Annotated in this window: 13 protein-coding genes; 3 read left to right on the top strand and 10 right to left on the bottom strand. The window is 64.7% G+C overall.

Features of this window, described 5'->3' with window-relative positions; all coding sequences use genetic code 11:
- Positions 1–16 precede the first annotated feature (16 nt).
- The 9 genes from BLU85_RS09710 to gspG form a co-directional block, all read right to left on the bottom strand.
- Positions 17–12643, bottom strand: coding sequence for a filamentous hemagglutinin family protein (locus BLU85_RS09710; RefSeq protein ID WP_092198348.1), 12627 nt, complete (start codon positions 12641–12643; stop codon positions 17–19).
- 215 nt (positions 12644–12858) lie between these two features.
- Entirely contained in the window at positions 12859–14028 is a 1170-nt protein-coding gene (locus BLU85_RS09705) for a substrate-binding domain-containing protein (protein WP_092198345.1), read from the bottom strand.
- A gap of 545 nt (positions 14029–14573) precedes the next feature.
- On the bottom strand, positions 14574–15785 hold the full coding sequence (gene gspF, locus BLU85_RS09700) for a type II secretion system inner membrane protein GspF (protein ID WP_092198342.1): 1212 nt from the start codon (positions 15783–15785) through the stop codon (positions 14574–14576).
- On the bottom strand, positions 15785–17203 hold the full coding sequence (gspE, locus tag BLU85_RS09695) for a type II secretion system ATPase GspE (protein ID WP_092198339.1): 1419 nt from the start codon (positions 17201–17203) through the stop codon (positions 15785–15787). Before gspE ends, gspF begins: the two co-directional genes overlap by 1 nt.
- A gap of 169 nt (positions 17204–17372) precedes the next feature.
- Positions 17373–19733 carry a type II secretion system secretin GspD gene (gene gspD / locus BLU85_RS09690; RefSeq protein WP_092198336.1) on the bottom strand — a complete coding sequence of 787 codons (2361 nt, stop codon included), beginning with the start codon at positions 19731–19733 and terminating at the stop codon, positions 17373–17375.
- The gene (gene gspM, locus BLU85_RS09685; RefSeq protein WP_092198333.1) at positions 19730–20305 is read right to left on the bottom strand and encodes a type II secretion system protein GspM; all 576 of its coding nucleotides are present in this window, start codon (positions 20303–20305) and stop codon (positions 19730–19732) included. Before gspM ends, gspD begins: the two co-directional genes overlap by 4 nt.
- Positions 20298–21476, bottom strand: a complete 1179-nt coding sequence (gene gspL / locus BLU85_RS09680) for a type II secretion system protein GspL (protein WP_092198330.1) — start codon at positions 21474–21476, stop codon at positions 20298–20300. Before gspL ends, gspM begins: the two co-directional genes overlap by 8 nt.
- Positions 21473–22459 carry a type II secretion system minor pseudopilin GspK gene (gene gspK / locus BLU85_RS09675; RefSeq protein WP_092198327.1) on the bottom strand — a complete coding sequence of 329 codons (987 nt, stop codon included), beginning with the start codon at positions 22457–22459 and terminating at the stop codon, positions 21473–21475. The genes gspL and gspK overlap by 4 nt, the downstream gene beginning before the upstream one ends.
- An 8-nt stretch (positions 22460–22467) precedes the next feature.
- A complete protein-coding gene (gene gspG / locus BLU85_RS09670; RefSeq protein ID WP_092198324.1) occupies positions 22468–22917 on the bottom strand; it encodes a type II secretion system major pseudopilin GspG in 450 nt (149 codons plus the stop codon).
- A 148-nt stretch (positions 22918–23065) separates the two neighbouring features.
- Here gspG and gspI point away from each other — a divergent pair, with 148 nt between their 5' ends.
- A complete protein-coding gene (gspI, locus tag BLU85_RS09665; protein ID WP_092198320.1) occupies positions 23066–23440 on the top strand; it encodes a type II secretion system minor pseudopilin GspI in 375 nt (124 codons plus the stop codon).
- A 170-nt stretch (positions 23441–23610) separates the two neighbouring features.
- Here gspI and BLU85_RS09660 read toward each other — a convergent pair whose 3' ends face one another.
- Positions 23611–24042 (bottom strand): type II secretion system protein N, encoded by a 432-nt coding sequence (locus tag BLU85_RS09660; protein ID WP_092198315.1) that lies wholly within the window; start codon positions 24040–24042, stop codon positions 23611–23613.
- Between the two features lie 117 nt (positions 24043–24159).
- On the opposite strand from BLU85_RS09660, the gene gspH reads away from it, so the two are divergent.
- A complete protein-coding gene (gene gspH, locus BLU85_RS09655; protein ID WP_092198312.1) occupies positions 24160–24612 on the top strand; it encodes a type II secretion system minor pseudopilin GspH in 453 nt (150 codons plus the stop codon).
- Entirely contained in the window at positions 24609–25220 is a 612-nt protein-coding gene (locus tag BLU85_RS09650) for a PulJ/GspJ family protein (RefSeq protein ID WP_092198309.1), read from the top strand. The genes gspH and BLU85_RS09650 overlap by 4 nt, the downstream gene beginning before the upstream one ends.
- The last annotated feature ends 58 nt before the right edge of the window (positions 25221–25278 follow it).

The following is a 25278-nucleotide window of genomic DNA, read 5'->3' as shown; positions in this document are numbered from 1 at the left end:
AATGCAAGCTCAATCCCTACAAACTCAACCGCCCCCGCTCCTCCTCGGTCAGCCGCTGGCGGTTCTGCTCGTCCAAAGGCCCCGCGCCCAGGACCTGCACCGGGCTGGCCGGGTCGTAGGCCCGAGGCGCGTCGCGGTTGGCGCCATCGCGTGACGGGGCCAGTTGCTCGGAGCCAAAACTCACCACCTGCACCGTGAACACCGACGCCTGGTTCTGCCGCGCCGCGTTCTGTTGCTGACGGGCCACGTCTTCAGCCGCCTGCGTCGCCGAAGACGCCGCCGAACTGGCCGAGGTGATGGCCCCGGTGTTCACCGAGGCCGCCAGCGGCACGCCGGTGGATTTGCCCTGGGTCTGGATGTTGGCCGCGTTCACCACGGTCAACGCCGCGATGTTGACGTTGCCCGACACGCGGATCCCCGCCTCGCCCGCATCAATGGTGCCCAACGGCGCGATCAGGTCGATATCCCCCGGCGCCACTTCGGCAATGGGGTTGAGGGTGGCGATACCGGCCCCGGTGCTCGGCACCGAAGGCGACAGCGTCACGTTGCCCCAGGTGTCGTACAAGCGCTTGGGCGGCGTGTACACCACGGTGGTCTTCGAACCCCGGCCGGCGTTGATATCGCCCTGGGCCGACCAGCCGAGGATCGAGCCGCCAAAAGTGGTCATGATCCGGCTCTGCCCCAGCAGGATGCTGTTCTGCGCATACAACTGGATATCGCCCTCACCCTGGGTGATGACCCCGGCGGTGGACGGCGGCGCATTGCCCTCAATGCCGAAGGTCTGCCCGCCACCCGGCGTCAGCATCTGGATGCTGCCGCCGAAATCGGTGTGCACCCCCGCCCCGCCGAACATCGTGATGTCGCCCTTGTAGGTGATCGGATTGCCCGCCACGTCCTTGGTCGGGAACAACAAGTCGATAGCCTCACGGCCCCGCAGGTAGCTGCCCTGGCGCACGCCGCCGACTTCGTTGTACTCACGACCACCGGCCTTGAGCTCGGCGAAGTACACGTCGCGGGCAAACACCCGTTGCTGCTCGGCCGGCAACGCCGCGAAATAGCTGCGAGCCTGTTCGCTGTCGCCGCTGAAGCCGAAGCGTTCCCTGAGCCAATCCACCAACTCCGCCTCGTAGGTCTTGGCGACCTTGCCGTCCTGGTTCGCCAGCGGCACACCGGCCAGGGCCCGGTTGGCCGGGTCCAAGTAGGCCTTGACGAAGCGCTCGTAATCCGAGCCGTTGAGGCCCGCGCCAGCTTGCAGCACCAGGCTCGCGCCAGGGCGCGAGTCCCCCGGCACCACGGCGCCGAGGCTGGTGATGCTGACCTTGTCGTCCATCAGGATATTGCGCCCGGCGGTGATTTCCAGCAGGCCGGGACCGGCGACGTTGAAGTTGCTGTAGAGGATGTCGCGGCCGGCGGAGACGATGGAGATGTCGGTGGGGTTGTGGTGGATGAAGAGGTTGCCGGTGCTGGTGTAACTCCCCGCGTCGGAATTCTCACTCAGAGACCCGCCCAACGGTATGCCGCTGCTGACAATGTCTCGCCCAGCCATCATCCGTACAGCTCCGGCGCCTTCGTAGGCGATTCGCCCAGGCCATCTGCCCGTAGAGGCTGATGTCATCGACCGTCCGGTGGTGACTGCCAGCAAATCACCTTCCAGCGCATAGAAACGCGCAGGGTCGGCATTGAGGGCCCATTCACCGGAGGCGCTGCTGGTGTCGAAGGCAAACAGCGGCAATATATTCGCACTAGGACGCGCGAGGTTGCCATCGGCTGAGAGGTTACTGGCTTTGATGACGGGACCGAAATCGACAGTCTCGACGAGACCGACAAAGGCCGGCCTGAACGGCGTGGCCAGGGCTGCAGACGATGCACCGGAACGACTGACCGACATATCGCCGCCGTAGATGGAATCGCCGGCCATAAATTGCAGCTCACTGTTGATACCGGGAGCAAGCAGCAGGGCTGGACGGTTGTCGCCGTTGTAGCCGGTTCCATCCCATATTGAGGACTGGCCGTAGTAAAGACTGCCGCTGGCCGCCACAGCCCTCAGGATCGATGGGTAGACCACGGCCAGATCCGTTGCCGTAGCACTAGTCAAAGGCGTCAGGTTGCCTCCCGACGACCACAGATCAATCGCCGTATTGGCCGTCCATAACGAAAACCAGCTCACGCCGGATCCGTTAGTTGTGCCATCTTTGAAAGGCGATACGTTCATCATCGGCGCCCGACCCGGGTCCGCTACGTCCATCACTACCAGGTCGCCTGACGTTGTCAGATCGAACGTGGCATCGCCCGGCATCAAAGTCAGCCCGCCTGTTGGCAGGCCACGTGTGGCTCTGAAGGAGTCGTACGCACGCGTTTCCCCCGGAGACTGTGCCGAAGCAACGTTGCCATAGCGCAGGTCGATTCGACCGATGGCGCCGCTGTCGATCTGCGCGTGCCCCCGCAGGTTGATGACCGCGCCGTTGAGATGCCCGTCCACGAACAGGCTCTCGGGATTCAAAGCACCACCCACTCGCAGATTGAGATCTCCACCGCCGGTCAATTGCAGGCTGCCATCAGCCCCTACACGTCCGGTGCTGCCCACCGCCAACAGCAGTCCCTGGCTACGAGGGTTGATGTTTGAGTTGAAGCCGCTACCGGCGAGTCGGTTCAACACGCCCGCGTCACCCTTCACCTGCACATCCAGATCACCGCCACCCAAGGTTCCGAACCCGGTGAAAGCGGCCATTTGATCAGCGCCACCCGATACCGTCGACGCGGTATAACTACCGAAGTTGATCCACCAGGCGGTCGGCTGGCTGCTCACTGAATCACCATTGCCCTGGCGCCAGAGCCAATTGCCCACATTGGCCGAGTCCTGGCCCATGTCGGCGGGATTCGGTCGTCCGTTCGGGGTGGCTGCAGGCGCGGTCAGGTTACCGCTGAGGTCGCCGCCGACCTTGAGCAACAGATTGCCGCCCGCGTCCGGATACCAGGCGCGGTAGAGACTTTCAGTGCCGCCATCGACCAGCTTTTCGTTGCTGCCATCCTCGTCGTTGAGCACCTTGCCGTTGGCGCCCAGGGCCTTGGGCTGGTTGTAGGGATCGCCCGGGAACGTTGGTGCTGACGAGGTGCCGGCGGTGTAGATGCCGAACAACGAATCCATGCGCAGGTTGCCACCGCTGAGCAGCTCCAGGTCCCCGGTACCGGTGCGGATGACGCTCGGACGGACACTGCCGGCAACCGCTTGATACTCCACATCTGCGGGAGCACAGACACTCGGCGCCGCGTCGCAGAGTGACTGAACCGAATCAAACTGGAAAAACTGCGCAGCGGCCTGGCTGATCAGCTCGCCGGCCTTGACCTCAAAGCCGGAACCTGCCAATTCCTCCTCCGCGGCCTTGGTCCATCTGTAAGAAGCTTGAAGCGCGCAAATACCGGCGAAATCCGCACAGAAGGCGTCAACCGAGTCGTAGCCAAAATTGCTCACGATGTCCAGGTCAACGGTTTGGCCAAGCTCTACCGTGAACCCCGCGCCCGCCAGCTCATCGACCCCTAGTTGAGTCCACTGATAGGTGCCCTTGGCCGGCACGGATTTGCCAAACATGCCGTAGTGACTATCGGCAAGACGCAAGTCGCCTTGTACCGGATCGGGCTGGACGATCCGGCTGTCCGCCGCCGTCGTATCGGCCCCGGCCACCAGCCGCAGCGACCAGGATTGCGAACCCTCGGCGAGCATCGGGGCGATAGCCCACATGCGGCCATCGCTGCCGGCGATTTCCGGACGTAGCTGGATCGACTCGACGCCATCCGGCAACTTCACATCGGTGCCCGAGGGGATCAGCGAACCACGGTTCAGCGCCAGGCTGCCGTCCAGCTTGAGAATATTGCTCTGGACATTGCCCGCGTCGGCCACGTTGGGCAGCGCCACGCCCTTGGGCCAGGTGAAACCGAGCAAAGCGGTGGCGCCGCTCAACACGCTGCCAGCGCCCAACTGCGAGCCGGCTTCGAGGGTCTGGGCCCGGCTCAGCAAAGTGCCGGCGGCAAACAACAGGTTGCCGGAGGCGTCGTGCACCGCAGCCGCCAATACCGTGCCGGCCGGCAGTTCCAAGGGTTGTTCCAGGATCGCCGCCACTGGCAACCGGGTGCCGGCCGCCAGGGTCACGTTTTTGATGGGTAAGTCGTAGTTGAGCGTGGTTCCCGCAGGGAACGCCGTACCGTCGGCCAGGGTCACGCCGGCACCGGGGACGACGATGTCGCCACCGGTGAAATCGATGCCGGGCAGCAACACCCAGCCTTTGTCATCCTGAGTGGCGGGCGGCGGAGCGAATCCGTCGTTGATGCTGCCGTAGATGCTCAGGTCGCCCCCGGCGCGCAGGGTCAGCGCGCCGGCCTCGCCGGAACCGTACACGGCGGTTTGCCGGGTGTGCGGGTTGACACTGGCGTAGCGATAACCGGACAGGTCCAGGTCCCCCTGCACCACCAGGTCACCGTCGGCCGTCGCACTGACGATCTCGACGCCGGGCCGCAGGTGGAACGCATCGGCATAACGGGCGTTGTTCAGACCAGCGAGTTTGCGTTGCATCAAATCGCTGTTGGCCAGCGCCGCGTTGATGAAGGCGAGGCTGTCCTGATGCTTGCCATCCAGGTAGGCCTGGTCGATGACCTGATACGGACGGCCACTGGCCGCCGGATCGCTGCCAAAGGCGGCGTCGTTGTATTGCCACATACCATTGACGGCGATGGACCGTGCGCCCTGGATATCCAGGTTGCCGCTGGCGTCGATGGCAATGTCACCGTGGGTGGCATCCGGGCCGGCGCGCCGGGCATTGAGCTCCAGAGTGCCGCGAGCGCGACCATCCTGCTGCCCCGCAGGCGCCGCGGTACCATGACGCAGATCGATGCGCGCACCGTCGGCCAATGTCAGCACGCCGCCCCGGGAGGTCAGGTCGACCATGGCGCGGTTCGGTGAGTCGATGATCTTGCCGTAGCTGTCCACCCGCAGGCGATTGCCGTGGGCGTCGAGCACCGCGTTGCTGCCCAGGGTCAGAGAGCGCCCGGCGGCGAGCCGGATGCTGCCGACCCGTTCGCCGCTGGCGTCTACCTTGCCATTGACCAACAGGTTTCCGTTGTCGACCGACACACTGATGGTCGAGGCCTTGAGTTCGTTGCCAATCACCAGGTCGCCCTGCTTGAGCTGGAAGCCACGGGAGCCGTAGACCTGCCCATCGTTCAAGCGTTGGTTCAGGGCCGCGAACTGCTCGCTGAGGTCGCCGCTGTCGCCCAGGCGCTGAGCCTGGATTTCCACGCCGCCGGCCAGGTACGGCATGGCGGTGCCGCCGGCGTCATATTCGCCACTGCTGCTGCCGAGGATTCGCCCTTGCAAGTCGACCAGCCCGGCCGCCTCGCCCAACGCCACCGCACTGAGCCGGCCAGCCTGGTTGTTGCGAGCCGAAAGGTCGATGCTTGAACCATCCGCCTGGCGGATGTTGCCGTTGCGGCTTTGCAGGATCACCTCGCCACCGGCACTGTAGCGCGTGACATCGTTGAAGGTGATCGCCCGACCGGCTACATCGATCAACGCTTCATCGGCCAGGGTCAGATCATCCGTCGCGCTGAGGGTCAGCTTGCCGCTGGGCAACACCACCGCACTGGCGAGATTGAGACGCTGGCCCTTTAGGGACAACTCCCCCCCAAGCCCGGAAACAGTGCCCGGTTTAGCATTGGTGCCGGTCACATTGACCACCCCACCCGCCGTGATGCGGTTGACCGACCCGGCCTCCCCGGTGAGCAACGGGGTAAGGATGTTCAGGTTGCCGCCGCTGTAGGCGTAGCCTGTTTTCGCGTCATAGGCGCCTTGGCTCTGATACACCGCCAGGCTGCCCTTGTGGTTGGCGGTCAGGCGTTCGCTGGCGCTGAGGTTGACGTTGGCAAAGCCCAGGGCCAGGCGGTCCAGGGTAGTGACCGAGCTCGGTTGGGCGAATTCACCGTAGCCAAACTCGATGCGCTGGGCCTGGATGTCCAGGCGACCGGTGCCGGTGCCAGCCCCGCCGGCAATCACTGAACCCGGCGCGCCGACGGCACCGTTCCAGATCAGGTTGGCGGTACGGATAGTCGCCACGTCATTGGCGTTGCCGGCGCCATAGATAGCCGGCGTGCTGAGCATCAGGTTGCTCAGGCGCGATTTGCCGGTGACCGGGTCATACGTGTCGAGGCTGACGGTTGCGTAGAAATTCAACGCCTCGCGGGCCGACAGCTCTAGGGTTTCCAGGGCCGGTGCGCCATATTCGGTGTCGCCACGCAACAGGCGATCAAGCACGGTCTGGCTCAGGGTCAGACCCGCTGGCAAGACCTGGCGCATCGCCGCATCGCTGAGTGCCTGGGCGGTGCCGACGTTGATATTACTCAAGGCCAGGGTCAGGTGACGGGTGCCGTAGCGCACTTGGTCACTCAGGGCCACGCTGCCGCCCGAAGCAGCGACGATACTGCCCTCGGAATGAATCCGTGTGACGCCACTGCACGCTATCAGGCTGCAACCGCCGATGTTGATGGCGCCGTTGGAACCCGACTCGGGCGCAAGCACATTGAGCAAACCGTTGGAGGCAGCCAGCATGCTGTAGTTGAGCGATTTCCCGCTCAGGTTATAGATAAAACCATCACGGGCGTCATAGGCGGCCTTGCCCCGGCCGATGGTATTGATGGCGGCGCCTTGCTCCACCAGCACTTCCCCGCCACTGGACAGAAGGAATACTTCGGGAGCTGCCAAGGTCGCGCCTTCGCGCAAGATCACGCTGCTCGACACCTTCTGCGGGCTGATGTAATTGCCGCCTTGTCCATAGATCACTGAAAACTGGCCACCGATCACTTGGCGCGAGGCATTCAACGCATTCAGGCTCTCGGCATTGAGGGTAACGCCTTCGAAGCCGGCCGTCGCCCCACTTCCCTCGGCTACCACCTCCAACGCCTTATTCGCGATAGCAGTCACAGCGACAGTACCACCATACCCCCCCGTTTGAGGCGCGAACTTGCCGATGCCCTTGAAGGAAAACGCCTGATCTCCCGCGCCAGGCGACAGGCTCAACTTCAAGGTCTTGGCATCGACCGGCAAGACGGCCCGAGGCACGCCCAGGCGAGCGGCATCGGCCACGGCAAATTGGGCGTAGCTGGTTTCGTTATATTGCGAATAGCGACGCAGCACATCTCCCGAGGTCAGGATGACCTGGCTGGACAAACTGTCGCGCTGCCCGGTATTGGCAACCGAGAGCACGCCAGCGGTGGTCCAGGAGCCGTTGCGCATCTGTTGCGCACCCGTTGAGAGGCCTTGCCCCGCCAGGCCATTGACCTCGACTCGGAACGCGCCTGGCATCAACGCATACGTGGACGGCATCAGGGTATAGGTACCGGCGGCGAGCCCTGGCACACCGGCGCCAATGGTAATTTGCTGGCCAACTCGCGGATCCACCGCGCCGCCTTCCGGGGCAACGGGCGCATAAGCACTCTGGTTGCCCGGCACGATAGCGTAGACCGGATTGCTGGATAGCCCCGGCAAGGTGAAGCCGCCGTTCGTGCCAATTTGTACCAACGGGTTGAAGCGTGCGTCGGTGGAACCGCCACGGCCGGAGATGAAACCAGCACCGAGCAAGTCACCGCCACCCGAGAGGTCGAGTACCGAGCCTTCCTGGCCCTCCACCGACTTGCCGCCCAGAATCACGCCGATATTAATGTCGCCGTTTTCGGAAGGAACCGCGCCTTGACCCAGCAGCACAACCTTCTTGCCGGCATACTGGTAACTCTGACCATCGACAGTGCCGCCATACGGCATGACCAGACCCAGGCCACTGACCGAGGTCAAGCTGCCCGGCAACAGGTTGATCCGATCGGTGATGGCTTCCCCGGGACCACCATTGGTGCCGATTTCAATCAAACCCAGCGGTGCCCGTACCACCCCGCCCTGTTCAATCCTTGCGCTACCCAATTGCAAGCGCCCGAATGCCGAGTAAGGCACCTGGGACGTGGTTTGGGTCGTTCGCCCGATGACCAGGCTGCGCAAAGGATCATATTGCGGCGTTCCCTCCGCGGTCATGCTCCAACCCGCCAAAACCCGGGCGCCAACGCCCGTCGCTGGATACAGCTGAGCGGCTTGCAACATCATGTCCGAAGGCGTCAGGAGTTGGGTGGTAAAGCCTGTAGGCAATCCATCGTTCGAGAACCCGGCCAGGAATCGCACATCCCCCCGACTGCTTAACTGAACCCGGTCAAAACCGGCGCGCTCCAACTCGACGGTGCTGCCGTCGGCCTGTCGCACGGTACCCTTGCTACTGAAGGTCACGTTACCCTGCACATCCAGCAGGTCTGCGTTGACAGAAAACACAGCCTTGTTCGTCTGCAACGATACGCCGCCATCGACCACCGGTCGGACGTAGTTATCCCTGTTTGGAAGGTTGGCCGCGGGGCCCGACAGCAGTACATGGGAAGCATTGAGTTGAGCCCGGGTATTTGGCGCGGCTGCACTGGATACAAAACTGCGGGCATACAGGCTCAGGCTTTGGCCAAGGGACAGCGACACGTCGCCATCGATACTCAACAGCCCGTTGCTCAACAGCGCCAGGCTGTCGAAGCCACCCGACTGGACCTGATCCACACCCAATCGGCCGTGACCGTAGACCAGTGAATCCGCCGAGGTTTCGGCCGTGTCGCCCGGCAGGGCCGCTTGAGCGTTTTGCCCGAGCACCAGCTCACGCACTTGCAAGACCCGGTCACTGACCGCATCGTTGCGGTAATACGGCGTTTCCAGGGCCACTGACAAACTGCCCCCTGCCGCCCCCGTGCCCCCCGAACGAGCGCTGAAATCGCCATCCAGGTACAAACCATTGGCCGACGCCAGGGAAATACTGCCGCCATCGCTCGCCACCGATGTGCGTCCCTGTCCGGGAACATCCAGCACGGCCTGGCTGCCATCCGCTTGCAGACGCGCGCCGTCGCGCACCACGACAAACAGTTCGGATGCGGAAGCCGAACCCTTTGTGGCATCGATCTGGCCGCCGATGACAATCTGCCCGCCATCACGGACCAAGCCATAGGTCTGACCGCGCATATCCTGGGCGGTCACGGCCCGACTGGAGACGTCGATCAGCGCTTGCTCGCCCAGCCAGATGGAACGACCGTGGCCCTGGGCGTTGACGGCTTCACCCTGCGCACCGAGGACGCTCAACCCGGTGAGGCTGACCCGCCCGCCCCAGGCGTTGAGGGTACCGTTGGCAGTCAACTGGCCGATGCTGCGCACATCGATGCCCTGCCCCGGATCGACGCTGATCACGCTGCCCTTGCCCAGGTTCAACACCGTGCTCGCCATGTCGGCCGCGCTGGAGTTCGCGGTACCGGCAGTGAGGCTCAGGCTTGCGCCGCGACGCTGGGTCAGGACGCCTTTGATCGCATCCTCCTGGTACAGCTGCGGCGTCCAGCACTGCAACGCATCGGCCGGTTCTGCGCCGCTGCCGGTGCTCAACGCCTGATCGCCGAAACGGTACACCGGCATCGTCACATCGACGCGGGTGCCTTCGGCCACGGTCAGGCCTTGGTTACCGGTGATGTCATAGGCCGAGAAGCCTTTGTCGAAGAAGTCACCGCTCAATTGCAGGGTGCCGGGTTCGAGGGGTGTACCGCTGTCGCCGATCAGCACCTTGTTGGCCGCCAACTTCAAGGTCCCGCCGCCACTCACGCCGGTGCCGCGCAATTCGCCGCCCAGGTTCAGGGCACCGTTACTGGACGACGTACCGGTACTGGCGATCAGGGTCAGGTCACCGCCCTTGCCGCCACGGGTCTTGCCATCGGCCATGACCGCAGCACCGGAGCTGACGTCGATCAGGCTACCCTGGCGCACGTCGATGTCGCCGCTGCTGCGTACAGACACAGTGCCGCCATTGAGGAACGGCAGGCCCTGGCGATCGTTGCCGTCGAGTAGCAGGTTGCTCCACCGACCAGCGGTGTTCAATGTCACGCCCTCGCCCAGCGTGACCGCGGCACGCTGACCGGTGGCGGGCGAAAGCACAACGTCTTCCATCTGGAAATTATCGGTTCTGACCTGTTTAAGCACGTTACCCAAGGCAATGCGCCCACCACGGGCGGTCAGGTCGGCGTTCACCTCCACCTGCGGCGCATAAAGCGTGATATCCCCGCCATCGGCCACCTTGAGCGTGCCATCGACGTTGATGCCTTGCGCCGCTGCCACCTTGACCGCGCCTAGCTGGAAGCCATTGAGCAGCGCGTTATCCAGCACCAACTTGCCTTGCCGGTCGCTGCCGACCACCGAGGTCAGGTCCAGGCCCGCGGCAATCTTGTCGGTCACCTTGCCGACGGTGACCTGATCGAAGGTGGGGTTCAGGCCGCTATTGATCACGCCACTGGTCTTGTCGTAGATCGGCGTGTAGCTGCCTACCCACAACTGAGCCCGTCGGGCCACGGCGTTTTGCGATTGCTGGTAACCATCGAGGTTGAGGTTCGGCGCCTGGGTCTGGCGTTCACCCTGGTAGACCTCGCCAACGATCTGGCCTTCCAGCACCGCGTTGCGGGTCGATACCACCAGCTTGCCGGCATCGCGGCCGACGGTGTAGCCGGCTTCGAAGCGTTCGCGTGGGGCGATCAGTGGGTTGTAGTAGTAATCGGTCTGGCCCCAGCGTTGGCTGTGATCTTCGTAGCCCTTGTAGATACCGGTGTAGAGGATGTCCCCCGGTGCCTTGGACAATTCGTACAAGCGTCCATCGGGGCCCTTGAGCCAGGACTGGCGCAGGTAGCCGCTCTGCACATCCAGGGTGCCGCCAGACAGGTTCAGTTGCGCCGCCTGCTGGGTCACCACGTCATTGCCGGTGAACGTCAGGGTACCGCCTTGTGCGGCCCATTCGCCGACACTGTGGCCGCGGGTGCCCAGGTAACCGCCGACCTCCAACAATCCACCCGCCGTGTACCAACGGTCAGTGGCGTAGCCGTTGGTGCCCGCCGGCACGTAGATCAAGTCACGCACGTCCACCCACACATCGTTGTTGGTCAGCTTGCCGCCATCGCGGTTGACCGGGGCGTCGCGCTGTTCATTGCCCTGCACGTTGACCTTGATGGAATTGGACTCCATCGCCACCTTGACGCCGATGGCACCGGACACATCGATCACCGCGCCATCGCGCACCAGGCTGCGCCCGGCAGCGCTGACCGCGACCTGACCGCCGGTGGCCAGGGTGATGGAGCCGTTCTGGAAGTCGACACTGCCGCCGCTGACGATCTCGACCCGGGACTGATCGCTGCGGTCCACGACGCTGCTGAGGTTGTTGAACGGGCCGGTGATCAGGTTGTTCGGCGTGCCATCCAGGCCCGCCGGTCCGGCATTGCGCTGGCTGTCCAGGGCACTGCCGCCGGCAGCATCGAGCAACACCGCCGTGGCGCTGCCCTGCCCCAGGATCACGCTGCCGCTGCTGTCGCTCGCGGCGTTGAGCAGGTGCACGGTGCCGCGGGTGTCCACCGAACTGCTGGCCACGGCCACGCCGTTCTGCTGGACAGTGTGCCCGGTGAGGGTGATGTCGCCAGTGCTGGCCTGGATCAGGCCACTGTTGATCACCGTGCCGGCGCTGCTGCCGGGCTTGAGGGACGTCGCGACCTCGTTGCCACGGGTGGTGGAACGCAGGTTGCCGCTAGTGCCCTGGCCGCGCCGGATGTAGAAACTGTCGCCCGCCGCCAGGGTGGTCTGGCCCTTGGCGGTGATGATGGAACCGGCGTTCTCCACTTCAGAGCCCAGCAGCAAGGCATAACCACCACCGGCCGTGGAGGTGGCGGCGCGATGGGTTTCGATCAGTGCGCCCTGCTGCACTTCGACCTTGCCCGCCGCGTCGGTGAAGGTCGGTTGGCTGCCGGTGGCATCGACATACAAGCCGCGCTGGCTGAATTGCTCATCGCTGATATTCGCCGCCACCGCCGCCAGGTTGCGCACGTTGACCTGGCTGCTGCCGCTGAAAATGATGCCGTTGCGGTTGACCAGCATCACCGTGCCATTGCCCTTGATCTGACCTTGGATCTGGCTCGGTCGCGCCTGGGGGTCGTTGACCCGGTTGAGCACGGCCCAGTCCGCTTGCTGTTGGAAATCCACCGTGGTGTTGCGGCCGACGTTGAAGGTTTCCCAATTGAGAATCGCCTTGTCGGCGGTCTGCTCGATCTTCACCGTGGTCTTGCCGCCGGCCTGGGTCTGCTGCGGTCCCTTGGCGTTGAGCCAGCCCTGGGTCAGGCTGTTGTCGACCTTGAGCCCGCCCTCGCCCAAACCATCGGGTACGACCTGCACCTGCCCCAACGCCGCTTGCCGCCCCGCGGCCTGGGCCGCCTGCTGAGCCGCGATGGCGGCCACGGTGTTGTTGAGGTTGGTCAATGAACGCTGCAGCTGCGCATTGGCCCGTTGCTGTTGGGCCAAGGGCGGAGGCATGCCCGGCTGCGCCGTCGTAGGCCGCGCCGCGCCACCGGCCTGGGACGCCCCCTTGGCGGCAAACCAGGCCGAACTGAACGCCGTCGCCGCGTGGGCATTGCCGGCCACCATCAGCAGGGCAATGGCCTGGGCCAGCGGCTTGAGCCGCAACATCGACAACTCATCGCGACGGGAAGCATTCAGGTTCGTCTGGGGTTTGCAGCGCAGCATCCTACTCATCCTTTCGGGTTCGCTCTAAGGGGGCGCAACGCAGTGCCATCAAGCTGCCAGCGTTGGTTATAGGGGTTAGGCGGTTACAACCGCTCGGGACCGAACGGATGTCATGAAAATTTCATGTGGCTGTGTTGATACGGCTATGACGCAAAAAAGTCAGCAACGGCTTTCACCGTTGCTGACCGGGTGTTGCGAGTCGTTCAAGCCTGGGCTTACAACGGACGACCGATGGCGTTGCAGACGCTGGTGTTGCCGATGCTCAGACCGCTGGAAGCCGTGACGAAGGAATCACGAATGGCGGTTTTCCAAGCCGAAGGCAGCGGCACGAAACGGTTGGCGGTGATGGCCGAGTCGTTGTTGGTCAACGAACCGTAGTGGCGGCTGAAGAAGTTGCGCACCTGGGTGGTCTGGGTCGCATCGGCGTAGCACTGGCTGAAGATCACGTTGGTGAAGCCCAGGATCGGGTAGCCGGTGGATGGGTAGGCTACGACGCTAGGGTCGCTTGGGTTGGTGGTAGCGGCGAACACCGGTACCCAGGCGTTCGGGTTGGAACGGTTGGCTACTGCCGGTACCGCAACCGCGGCGATGGCAGTCGAAACGTTGGCTGGGGCTGGGGAAACACCGGCAACGCGGGCAACCTTGGTGGCGTCATCCAGACCGGCCAGAGTGGTAGCGGCGTAGTCCGGGCTCATGTAGGTGATACGGCCTTGGGCGGCATTCACTGCAGTCATCACAGCCTGGCTGCCAGTGGCGGAAACGGCGCCGGCTGGCAGGCCGCCGCTGTAGCTGGAAGCGAAGTTGGTGGTGATGGCGAAGGTGCCGGTTTCAGCGCACTTGGCGTTCAGGAAGCGGGTGAACAGCTCGGTGGTGCCGCTGCTCTCGGCACGGTAAACCACGGTGATCGCGCCGGTACGGCCCGAACCGGTGATCTGGCTCCAGTCGGTCAGGCGGCCGGAGAACACGCCGCACAGTTGGTTGACGCTCAGGTCAACGTTGGCGGTGCCGGTCTTGTTGAACGGAATGGCAACCGAAGTGGCGACCGAAGGCACTTGGATCAATGGACCCCAGGCGGCACCGTGGGCGCTGACGTAGGTGCTCAGTTCGGTGGCGCTGAGCTTGGAGTCGCTACCGGCCCAGTGCACTTTCTTGCCGCTGGTGTCGCCTGGCACGAACTTGGTGTAGTCGTTGGTCAGGAACGCCGACTTGCCGGCACCACTGCCCACGCCGATGTAAGGGGCGAAACCGGCAGTCAGGACGCCGGAAGTCTGGTACAGCGGTTGAGGCAAGGTAGCACCACCGCCATTGACATCAGCCATGGCGGCCTGAGCGGCGCAGAGGCCGGCGAGGGTCAGGGATACCGCGAGAACGTTGCGCTTAAACATGAAGAATCTCCTTTCATCGTGTTCGTACGTAGGTTGGGTGACGCGTGCTTGCCGTCATGGCGCTCGGTCCTGTGCCGATGGCGATGGGGTGAGGCCATGGGTTAGAAATTCGCAGCTTCCGGTGACAGATAAAGGAAAAAACCTCGGGAGCTGAGGGCTGTTTTTCGAGTTTTTTCCTCGGGTGTTCGAGGGCTCTGCGCCGTGGGTTCAGGCGGTTTTTTCAGGGCGACGGCAAGGGCTGGTCGCGAAGATGGCGGCGGATGGTTGCCGGGCGGCGGAAGATGACAGAACGAGGAACCCGAGTTTGGCGATGGCGAGGCTCGGGAGGTGTTGACGGCGTCAACATTTATTTTGCTCGGTGTGCTTTTGTGGCGAGGGGATTTATCCCCGTTAGGCGGCGCAGCAGCCCCATGCCAGCCCAGTCAATTCGTCTGACACACCGAGGCGGCAGTTGTGAGGGGCGCTTCGCACCCCAGCGGGGATGAATCCCCTCGCCACAGGACCTGTGTTTGCCACGAGAGTTGTGTCAACCAGTAGAGGACGGTTTATTGCACCAACTGATTGATCTCGATGATCGGCAACAGCACCGCCATGACGATCACCAGCACCACGCCGCCCATGACCACGATCATCAGCGGCTCCAGCAGCGCAGTCATGCCCATGGCCCGGCGTTCGATGTCGCGGGACAGGGTCTGCGCGGCGCGTTCGAGCATCGGTGGCAGGCAGCCGGTTTTCTCGCCGCTGGCGATCAGGTGGATCAGTACCGGCGGGAAGACTTTTTCCACCCGCAGCGCCGCCGCCAGGTTGACCCCTTCGCGGACCTTGGCCGTGGCCTCGCTGACGCTCTGGCTCAGGCGGTCGTTGGACAGGGTCTGGCGTGCGGCTTCGAGCGCTCGCAGCAACGGCACCCCGGCTCCGCCGAGAATCGCCAGGGTCGAGGCAAAGCGCGCGGTGTTGAGGCCCAGTACGAAACGCCCGATCAGCGGCAGGCGCAACACCCGCGCGTGCCAGTTCAGCCGCGCCGTCGGTTTGCGCAAATACATGCGCCAACTCCAGAAGCCACCGGCCAGCACGCCAAAACACAACCAGCCCCAGGCACGAATGAAATCACTGGCGGTGAGCATCGCCACGGTCAGCGCGGGCAGGTCCTGGCGGGCCTGGGAAAATGCACTGACCACCTGGGGCACCACGTAGCTGAGCAGGAAAATCACGATGGCGACCGACACCAGCCCCACCACCCCGGGGTAGATGAACGCCGTGAGGATCTTGCCCCGCAGGTTGTTGCGCTCTTCGATGTAGTCCGCCAATCGCTCCATCACCTGGGCCAGGTCGCCGGACTCTTCACCGGCGGCAATCAACGCCCGATAGATTTCCGGAAAATCCCGGGGGCGTGCCGCCAGGGCTTCGGCCAGGCGCATGCCGCTGCGCACATCGGCACGCACCGCGCTCAAGGTCTGGGCGATGTGCTTGCGCTCGGCCTGTTCCACCGTGGCGCTCAACGCGGCTTCCAGCGGCAGGCTCGCGCCCAGCAGGCTCGCCAGTTGCCGGGTGGCCCAGGCCAGGTCGTTGTCCGAGAGCTTGGCGCTGAACAAACCACCGCCATTGGCCGGTGTCGTGTTGCGCTCGACCTGCACCTGCAGTGCCGTCAGCCCGCGACTGCGCAACAGGTTGAAGGCCGCCCCCTGGCTGTCGGCTTCCAAGTGTCCGGATTCGATCTTGCCCTGGGCGTCGGCGGCCTCGAAACGGTAGCGATTCATCAGGCGTCCCGTGTCACGCGCAGGATTTCTTCAGGGGCCGTGGTGCCACTGCGCACCCAGCGCTCGCCATCCTCGCGCATGCTGAACATGCCGGCCTGGCGAGCGGCGGCGCGCAGTGCCTGCTCCCCTGCCCCCTGGTGGATCAGCGTGCGGATGTCATCGTCGATGCAGAACAGTTCATGGATCCCGGTGCGCCCGCTGTAGCCGGTCTGGTTACAGGTCGGGCACCCCACCGGGCGCCAGGTGCCGGGCGTGGCCGGATCCGGCTGCTTGCACTGCGGGCACAACCTGCGCACCAGTCGCTGGGCCAGCACGCCGAGCATCGACGAGGCCAGCAGGAACGGCTCGACCCCCATGTCGATCAGGCGATTGATGGCCGACACCGCGTCGTTGGTGTGCAGCGTCGCCAACACCAGGTGACCGGTGAGAGACGCCTGCACGGCGATTTGTGCGGTTTCCAGGTCGCGGATTTCGCCGATCATGATGATGTCCGGGTCCTGGCGCAGGATCGCCCGCAACGCCAGGGCGAAGGTCATGTCGATCTTGGCGTTGACCTGGATCTGGCTGATGCCCGGCAGGTCGTATTCCACCGGGTCCTCCACCGTGAGGATGTTGTGGACGCTGGCGTCCAGCCGGGCCAGGGCGGCGTAGAGGCTGGTGGTCTTGCCGCTGCCCGTGGGGCCGGTGACCAGGACGATACCGTGGGGCTGGCGGATCAGGTGATCGAGCTTGCCCAGCACATCCGGATCCATCCCCAACGTTTCCAGTTGCAGGCGGCCAGCCTGCTTGTCCAGCAACCGCATCACCACCCGTTCGCCGTGACCGGTGGGCACCGTCGAGACGCGGATATCGATCGGTCGCCCGGCGACGCGCAAGGCGATGCGGCCGTCCTGGGGCAGGCGTTTTTCGGCGATGTCGAGCTGGGCCATGATCTTGATCCGCGACACCAGCGCACCGTGCAGGGCCTTGCGCGGCGAAACCACATCGCGCAAGGTGCCGTCGACGCGATAGCGCACCACCGAATGGCTCTCGTAGGGTTCGATGTGGATGTCGCTGGCCTCATCCCGTGCGGCCTGGGTCAACAAGGCATTGATCATGCGAATCACCGGCGCGCCGTCCTGGGTGTCCAGCAGGTCGGTGATCTCGGGGATGTCCTGCATCAGCCGGTCGAGGTCGACTTCGTTCTCCGCCGCGCCCACCACCGCGGCAGCACTGCCGGTGTCGGCATAGGCACTGTTGAGCAGTCCATCGAGCTCCTCGTCGCGCACCCGCTCCAGCCGCACTTCGCCGAACTGACGGCGCACTTCACTGATGGACCAGCCCGGCGTGGACGGGCACACCATCAGCACCGCCCCCTCTTCGGACTGGCTCAACACCAGGCGCTGGGCCTTGGCCCAGGCGTATGGGAGGGTGTTCATGCCGACACCTCGGCCCCAAGAAACATACATACCCCCTGTGGGAGCGAGCTTGCTCGCGATAGCGGTGGGTCAGTTGCAATGCGGTTGAATGAATGGCCGTCATCGCGAGCAAGCTCGCTCCCACAGTGTCTTGGGCTGGCCTCAGCATTGTGCATGCCGCTGATGTTCATCAGCGAGTGCCTCCTTCGACCGGCACCGCCTTGATCACCGCCCTGGGCATCTGCGGCCCGGCAGGCGGCGTCCCCGGGATCGCTCTCGCCGAGGCCGGCAGTTGCGGGGCCTGCATGTCCGGCATTGCCCAGCTGCGATCCGGTTGCAACAGGCCCTGGGCGCGGCGCATGAAGTCATAGCGATTGAGGGTAATGCCGCGTCCCGCCGCCGTGTCGCGGATGATATAGGGCCGCAGGAACACCATCAGGTTGGTCTTGGTGATCTGCCGCCGTTCGTTGCGAAACAGCGCGCCGATCCCGGGAATGGTCGACAGCCACGGTACCGCGTCGTTGCTCTGGCTGTAGCCATCCTGCAGCAGCCCGCCAAGGACCATGATCTGCCCGTCGTCGAGCAGGATGCTGGTGTCGATGGCGCGCTTGTTGGTGACGATACCCGTGGTGCTCGAGGCGCGATTATCGACGCTGCTGACCTCCTGGTAGATGTCGAGCTTGACCGTCCCGCCTTCGGAAATCTGCGGCCGGACATTGAGCTTCAAACCCACCTCCTCGCGGGTCACGGTCTGGAACGGGTTGTTGCTGGTGCCACCCCCGCCCGTGACGTAGCTGCCGCTGACGAAGGGAATGGTCTGGCCGACGAAAATGCTCGCCGCTTCGTTGTCCAGGGTCAGCAGGTTCGGCGTCGACAGCACATTGGTGCCGCCCTTGCTCTTCAAGGCCCGGGCCAGGACCTTGAGGTCGAGGATCTTGCCGATGCCGGGAATGTCCACGGTGCCGTTGACCACGCCGAGGTTCAGGCCCTGGGGCAAGACATCGATGCTGGTCTTGCCGTTGAGGTTGAGCCCCGTGCCGCCGAGATTGACCCCGCCGATCACCCCGCTGCCACCGAGGTTACCGGTCTGCCATTGCACGCCGAATTCGCTGGCGTCGTCCTCGCCAACCTCGACGATCAGGCTCTCGATCACCACTTGGGCGCGACGCTGGTCCAGCAGGTCGATGACTTCCCGCAGGTTGCGGTACAACGGGTCCGGCGCGGAGATCAGCAAGGTGTTGGTGGTGGCGTCGGCCTGGATGGTGACACCGCCGGCGCTGAAAGCAGTGCTCTGTTCGTTTTTCGTCGAAGCGGAGGTTGTCCCGTTGCTGCCCTGGCCGTAGCCGTTGCCGCTGGTCGACGCACTGCCGCTGGTGGTGCTGCTGGTGCCATCACCACTGCTGCCCTGCCCGCTCTGCCCATTGGTGCTGCCACCCATGCCACTGAGCACCGAGCGCGAATTGTCGTTGCCCTCGCCTTCGCTTTCCCCGGTGAGCAAGCCGCGCAGGGCCTGGGCCAGTTTGCCGGCCTGGGCGTTGCGCAGGTATACCACGTGCAGGTTGCTCGGATTGTTCTGAGCGTTGTCGAGCTTGTAGATCAGGTTGCGCGCCAGCTCCGTGCGCTCGGGGCTGCCGGCGCGAATGATGATGGAATTGGAGCGAGGGTCGCCGATCACGTTGATCTTCTGGGTCTGGTCGCCGCCCTGGGTTTCCAGCAGGTCAGAGACCATTTGCGCGATGTCGACGGCGATGCCGTTGTGGATCGGCACCACATCGGTGTCGATGGCACTCGGGGTGTCGATGCCTTCGATGAGCTGCGCCACCCGCGACAGGTTTTCGGCGTAATCGGTGACGACAATGGTGTTGTTGCCCGGGTAGGCATTGATCGGATTGTTCGGCGACACGATCGGGCGCAGCACCGGGATCAGGTTCACCGCGTTTTCGTATTGCAGGCGGAAGGTGCGCGTCAGCATGCCGTTGCCGGCCGGTTTGTCGGCACTGTAGATCGGCCCACCCAACAGCTTGGCATCGGCCTCCGGCACCACCTGGGCCACGCCGCCCACATCTACCACGCTGAAGCCTTGCATGCGCAGCGCGGCCAGCAGCATGTCGTAGGCCTGATGGGCCGGGACCTGGCCTTCGGAAACCAGCGTCAGGTTGCCCTTGACCCGCGGGTCCACCAGGAACTGTTGGCCGGTGGAGCGGGACAAGGCCCGCACCACCGCCTGGATATCCGCCTCGACGAAATTCAGCGTCACCGGTTGATCCCCCAGGGGCGTGCGCGCCGACACATTGCTGCGGGGCTCTCGGGCACGGGCGGTGAGATCGACCTGATGCCGCACCGCGGGCTTGCGTTCACGCAGGTCCTGGGCCCGCTGGCGATCGAGCAATGCATCGCCGCTACGCTGGGTACTCCCCAACGGAATACCCAGCTCGCTGTCCACCAGCAACGGTGGCTGCGACGCGGGCGGCGTGCTGTTGCACGCACTCAACGCCAGCAACAACAGCGGCGCGGCCTTGCGCCAATGACGTGGGTATCGGGCCCCTTTCATGAAGCTTCCTTAGCGCTTTGCGCCTGATCCATGCGAACGGTTCCGGACAGTGTGCCGGCGCTGTTATCGAGGTTGTCGTGGTTATCGGGATTGGCAAGGACGGTGCGCTGCAAACGGGCTTCGATCACCTCCAGGGAGAATGGCCGTGGATTGCCCAGCAGCCAGCTGATGACCGCCTCCGCCGGGGCCTGGTCGAACGTGAGCTGCCAGGCGCCGGGACGCTCGGTGCCGGGCGCTTGCAATTGGTAGTGCTGGCTCAAGCCGCTGGCGTCCAGGCTCTGGCGCAAGGCGGCTTCAAGGGGCAGGCCTTGCGCCGGCCCGGCGACGTCACGCAACAGCACTTCGAGGGCCTCGGTCTGGGATCGCAGCTTCGGGGTTTCGGCTTGCCAGTAGGCGATGGTCTTGAGCGGTGGCTGGATCAGCGCGAGCCAGACCAGAAAGCCGCCCAACACCAGCGCGGCCAGGGCCACGGCGGCTTGTTCGCGCACGGCGAGCCCCTGCCAGAACGTGCGCAAACGCGTGTTAAAGGTTTGCCAACGGACCCGCGCCAATGACAGGGAGTGCTTATTCATCGTCGGCGTCCGGGGTTTCGTCGGCGTCCTGCGCACCCTGGCCGGCCGGGGCCACCCGCAGGCGCCAGCCCTGGTCGATGGCAGCGACGTCGATGCCGGCCTGGGCCAGGGGGATTTTCCAATCCTCTTCGGCGGCGGTTTTCTGCGCCTCGGCCACCACAGTCAGGCGCAACTCACCGTTCTCGAACACCAACGCCTGGACATTGCCGCTCATGAACGGCATGGCGCTGCCCGCCTGCTGCACCAGGCTGGCAAAGCGTTGGGCCGGGTCGGTCGCCGCACCGCTCTGGCGCGCGGCGATTTGCTGGCGTGCCTGCTGCAATGGGTTGAGGATCACCGGCAACTCAGGAAACGCCTGTTTCACCCGCTGGCTCATCTGCGCCTTGAGCCGTTGGCCCTGGGCCGCTTCGCGGGCGGCATAGAGGTTCAACCCGACCACCCATACCGCCAGCGCTGTCGCGCAGATCGCCACCGCCCGGCCCCAACCACCGCGCTTGACGGCGTTGCGTGCAAGGCCGACATGCAAACCCCAGCCCGGTGCAGGGCCCATCCAGCGTTGGCCTTGGGCCAAGGTGTCGAGGGAAGATTGTGGCGGCGCGTCGCCGATCCAGTGCAGCCCAGCCCCCGTTTCCAGTAGCCACTCGTCCAACGCCTCCTCCTGCAACGGTTGCACCACGGCGTGCTGCAGGCCATGGCGCACCAGCAGATGGTCGTCCTCGATGCAGGCCACCGGCCCGGACAGCACCGGCAAGGCGTAGGCCGCCGGGTAGAGGCCACGCAGTTTCATGCCGGCCCGGTGCACTAGCCGCCCGAGATTGGCGAGGGATTCACGGTCCAGCCAGGTGATCTGCACCTGCCCGTCAAGGTCGCGCGGGCTGTGGGCCACCTGCATGTGCTCGCTGGCGCCGAGCATCAGGGCCTGGGCCGCGCACGTCACCGCTGCGCTGATCTTGGCCGCCGGTAACAGTGGCAATTCCAGGCGGGTCAACACGCTGTCGCGGGGATGAAGGAAACACTCCACCGAAAGGTTTTTACCGCCCTGGCCCAACGCCCGAAGGCTGCTGCGGCCTTGCTCGCGGACCTGGCCGTGGCGATCCAGCCAGGCAAACGCCACCGGGCTGTCGAGGTCCAGGCTGCCCAGCGGCGCCAGGGCGATGCGCAAGCGCGTCATACGCCCACCCTCGACCAGATCACCTGGGGCAAGCGGTCCTCGGTGCGTTGCAGCAAAGCCTCCAGTTCGACCCGCCGCTGACCACTGCGCGCCTGCCCCCGCAAACGGAACCAGTCGCTGGTGATGCCGACCTTGACGCTGGCGGTCTCCAGCTCCGGCATGCGCAGGCGATTGACGAAATCCCCGCGGTTGATAAACCAGTGGCCGCCGTCGCGCTCCCTGACCAGCGCCTCGGCCCGTTGCAGCGACAACCCCGGCACGTAGGCGGCCAGCACCGGGGCACTGGCGGTGTTGCCATTGAGCCAGGTGTTGGTGGGCAGGATCGTCACGTAAGGCGCCAGCGTGTCCAGTAACCGCGTGGTGACGCCTTTGACGCTGCGCAAGTCTTGCAAGGTGCGCAACATAGGGCGCGTCGGGGCCAGCGGCGTATTGTCGGCCTGGGGCGACGTTTCGCGCCCGCTGTCGAAGGTATTGGCCTTTGGCGCCTGGTCCGCCCGCTGCGGATTCAACAGGCGCGGATAGGCCTCGACCACCCTGTCGACGATACGCGTGCGGACCGTCGCGGACACGCCCAATTGCTGGCACAGGCGCTCGAAGGCGCGCACTTGCTCCTCGTCCACCCGCTCATTGGCGACGAGGTTGCGCAGGTTGAACTTGCCTTGCTCATCTTCCAACTGGCCTTCGAACGGAGTGTCGATCTGGCCTGAACCCGGTATCACGATGGGTTTGGCCCAGGGTTGGCCGAAGCGCGTCAGTGGATCGCGCTGCCGGGCATCCCGGAGCAACTGGCGACCCAGTTGCAGGCCACCCTGCAACCGCGCCGTGCCCTGGACACGCAACTGCTCGGCCTCCAGGCTGCGAGTGAACAGGGTCTGGCGGGTCAGCATGCCGCCGGCGATGACCGCCACCACGGCGGCGATCAGCAAGGCACTGATCACCGCCATGCCGCGCTGCTTCGCCGCGAGGGGCGAATCCGTTCGCATCACGGCCCTTACAACTGCCAGGAGCCAATGTCGGCATTCACGCCGTCGCCATCGGGCTGGCCGTCGGCCCCCAGGGAAAAGATATCGACTTCGCCGTTGGCACCGGGGTTGAGGTAGTTGTAGGGGCGGCCCCACGGGTCGTTGGGCAGGCGCTCGAGGTAGGAACGCCAGGTGCCGTTTTTCGCATCGGCCGGTTTCTCCACCAGCACCTTGAGGCCCTGATTCATGCTCGGGTAACTGCCGTGGTCCAGGCGATACAGCTTCAAGGCTTGCATCAGGCCGCCAATGTCCTGTTTCGCCGCCGTTGCCCGCGCCTGGTCGGGACGGTCGAGGACCTTGGGCACCACCATCGCCGCCAGGATGCCGAGGATCACCACCACGACCATGATTTCGATCAGGGTGAAACCCCGCTGCCCGCGAGGGCCTAGGGAACGGGCGTTGTAACGGGCGATCTGCATCTCGACGGTCCTTCGCTGGATTCGATTCGAGGCGCAGTGTTGCAAGAAAATATGTCAGTGATATTGAAATTGCTCAGGAGCTTGCGTCGTCAATCGGTCACGAACGCCGGCTACCCTTCAAGACTGCCCTCGCACCCGAGCCCGCGCCATGCCACGCCCTGCTCCGCAAGCCGGCTTCACCCTGATCGAAGTGCTGGTGGCCCTGGCGATCATCGCCGTGGCCATGTCGGCCGCCGTGCGCGTGGCGGCGGTGATGACCCAGAGCAACGGCCTGCTGCGGGACAAATCCATCGCCCTGCTGGCCGCTCGCAGCCAACTGGCGCAGTTGCGCCTGGAAGGCCGTTTTGCCCAGGGCTCCAAAGTGTTCGAATGCGACCAGGGGCGCTTGCTGCTGCGTTGCGAACAGACCCTGCGCCCGGCGGAAAACGGCCGGCTGCTGCGGGTTGAACTGAGCGTGTCGGACCGCAGTCGCGAAGCACCGCCGTTGGCTCGGCTGGAGACGTTGGTCAGCCGCGAGAAGTAAGGAAATGCGTGCGATCTCTTGTGGCGAGGGCGCTTGCTCCCGCTGGGGCTGTAGGAGCTGTCGAGTGCAACGAGGCTGCGATCTTCCCCCAGACACTTGAGTCCCAAGTGAAAGATCAAAAGATCGCAGGCTTCGCCAGCTCCTACAGAGCCCAGCGAGAGCAAGAGTGCTCAGGGCTGTGTCAGGGACGGCAAACTCACCGAGTCCGGCAGCCGGGCCAGGACCAGTCGGGTCTGTTCGTTGCCACGTTCGATGACCACCACTTGTGCCTCGATCGCCACCAGCCGCACCCCCTGGGCCACGCGTTCACCCACCAGGAAACTGCGCGGCGGCCCGTCGTTGAGGCTGAGGATCGCCACGGCGGCGTGGGGGCCGGCCAGCACGCCGCTGACCTTGATGTCCACCGGTGCTGGCTGGTTGGAGAACCATTGCAACGCCGGGTTATCGGAACGCTCGGCCATGCGCTGCGGGGCGACGTCCGGCGTGCGCGACTCGGCCGACGTGAGCAGCAGCGAAGACCAGGTCGCCACCCCGGCCAATGCTGCCAACAAGCCCACGACCTGGACGATTTGCGCCGGGGACACACGCTCGATGAACGCCATGGCCTGAATCTCCTTTTTTTGATTCCAGCTTGCAGCGTACGCGTCAATTCTCTCCGTTTTATTTCACATCCTTATCATCTTCACCGTGCAGGATGACGCTCACGCAAAGGAGCGCACATGAACCTCGGCAAGCAACGCGGTTTTACCCTGATCGAATTGATGGTGGTGCTGGTGATCATCGGCATCGCCAGTGCCGCCGTGAGCCTGAGCATCAAGCCGGACCCGTTGAAGTTGCTGCGCCAGGATGGCGAACGGCTGGTGCAGCTGTTGCAACTGGCCCAGACCGAAGCACGCAGCGACGGGCGGCCGATTACCTGGCGCTGGGATGCCAAGGGCTTTGGCTTCAGTCGCCGCGCGGACCGGGGCACCGGGGTCGATCGCTTCGAGGACGACCCGCAATTGCGTCGACGTCGCTGGCAGAGTCCGTCGATGGAGGTGCGCGTGGAACCCAGGCAGCGGGTCGTGTTGAATGCCGAATGGATCGGCGAACCCTTGCAGATCCGCTTGTCGGACGGCCAGAACAGTCTCACGGTGCAACGCAGCGCCGCCGGGCGGGTGCAACTCCAATGAGCGCCCGGGAGAAAGGCTTCACCTTGCTGGAGGTGATGGTGGCGATCCTGCTGATGGCGGTGGTCAGCCTGATCGCCTGGCGCGGGCTGGACAGCGTGACCCGTGCCGACAGCCATTTGCAGGCCAGTACCGAGCAGACCGAAGCGCTGCTGCGGGTGTTGAACCAACTGGAACGCGACGTGGCCCTGCGCGCCAGCATCGAGCTGAGTGAACCGGTCAAACCCGGCGTCGACGACCAGCCCTCGACCGCCCCGCCTGCCCTCACCGTGCGCAGCACCGAAGGTCGGGGCTTTCGCCTGGATGTGATCCGCGTGGCGGCGGCCCAGGAAGGCGAGCTGCAACGGGTGCGCTGGTGGCTCAAGGGCGACACGCTTTACCGCGCCCAGGGCCAGGCCCGCAACCGCTACCCCCTGCCCGCACCCGGCCCGGGCGTGGCCGTGCTCAGTGACGTCAGCGACGCCGGCCTGCGCTACTGGGACACGGAAAAAGGCTGGCGCAAACTCAGCGGCAACCGCCAGGAAAACCCGACGGGCATCGAAGTCAGCCTGACTCGCCAGACACCTCAGGGGGCCGAAACCTATCGACAGGTGCTGGGGCCGCTGGATTAGCTGGCGATAGCGGTGGGTCTGTCAAGGATGATGTCGAATGTACCGGCCCCATCGCGAG

This window comes from Pseudomonas sp. NFACC14 (assembly GCF_900106885.1).
Taxonomy (GTDB): Bacteria; Pseudomonadota; Gammaproteobacteria; order Pseudomonadales; family Pseudomonadaceae; genus Aquipseudomonas; species Aquipseudomonas fluorescens_AA.
Note: the sequence above shows the minus strand (reverse complement) of the source record. Positions and strands in the feature narration are given on the sequence as shown.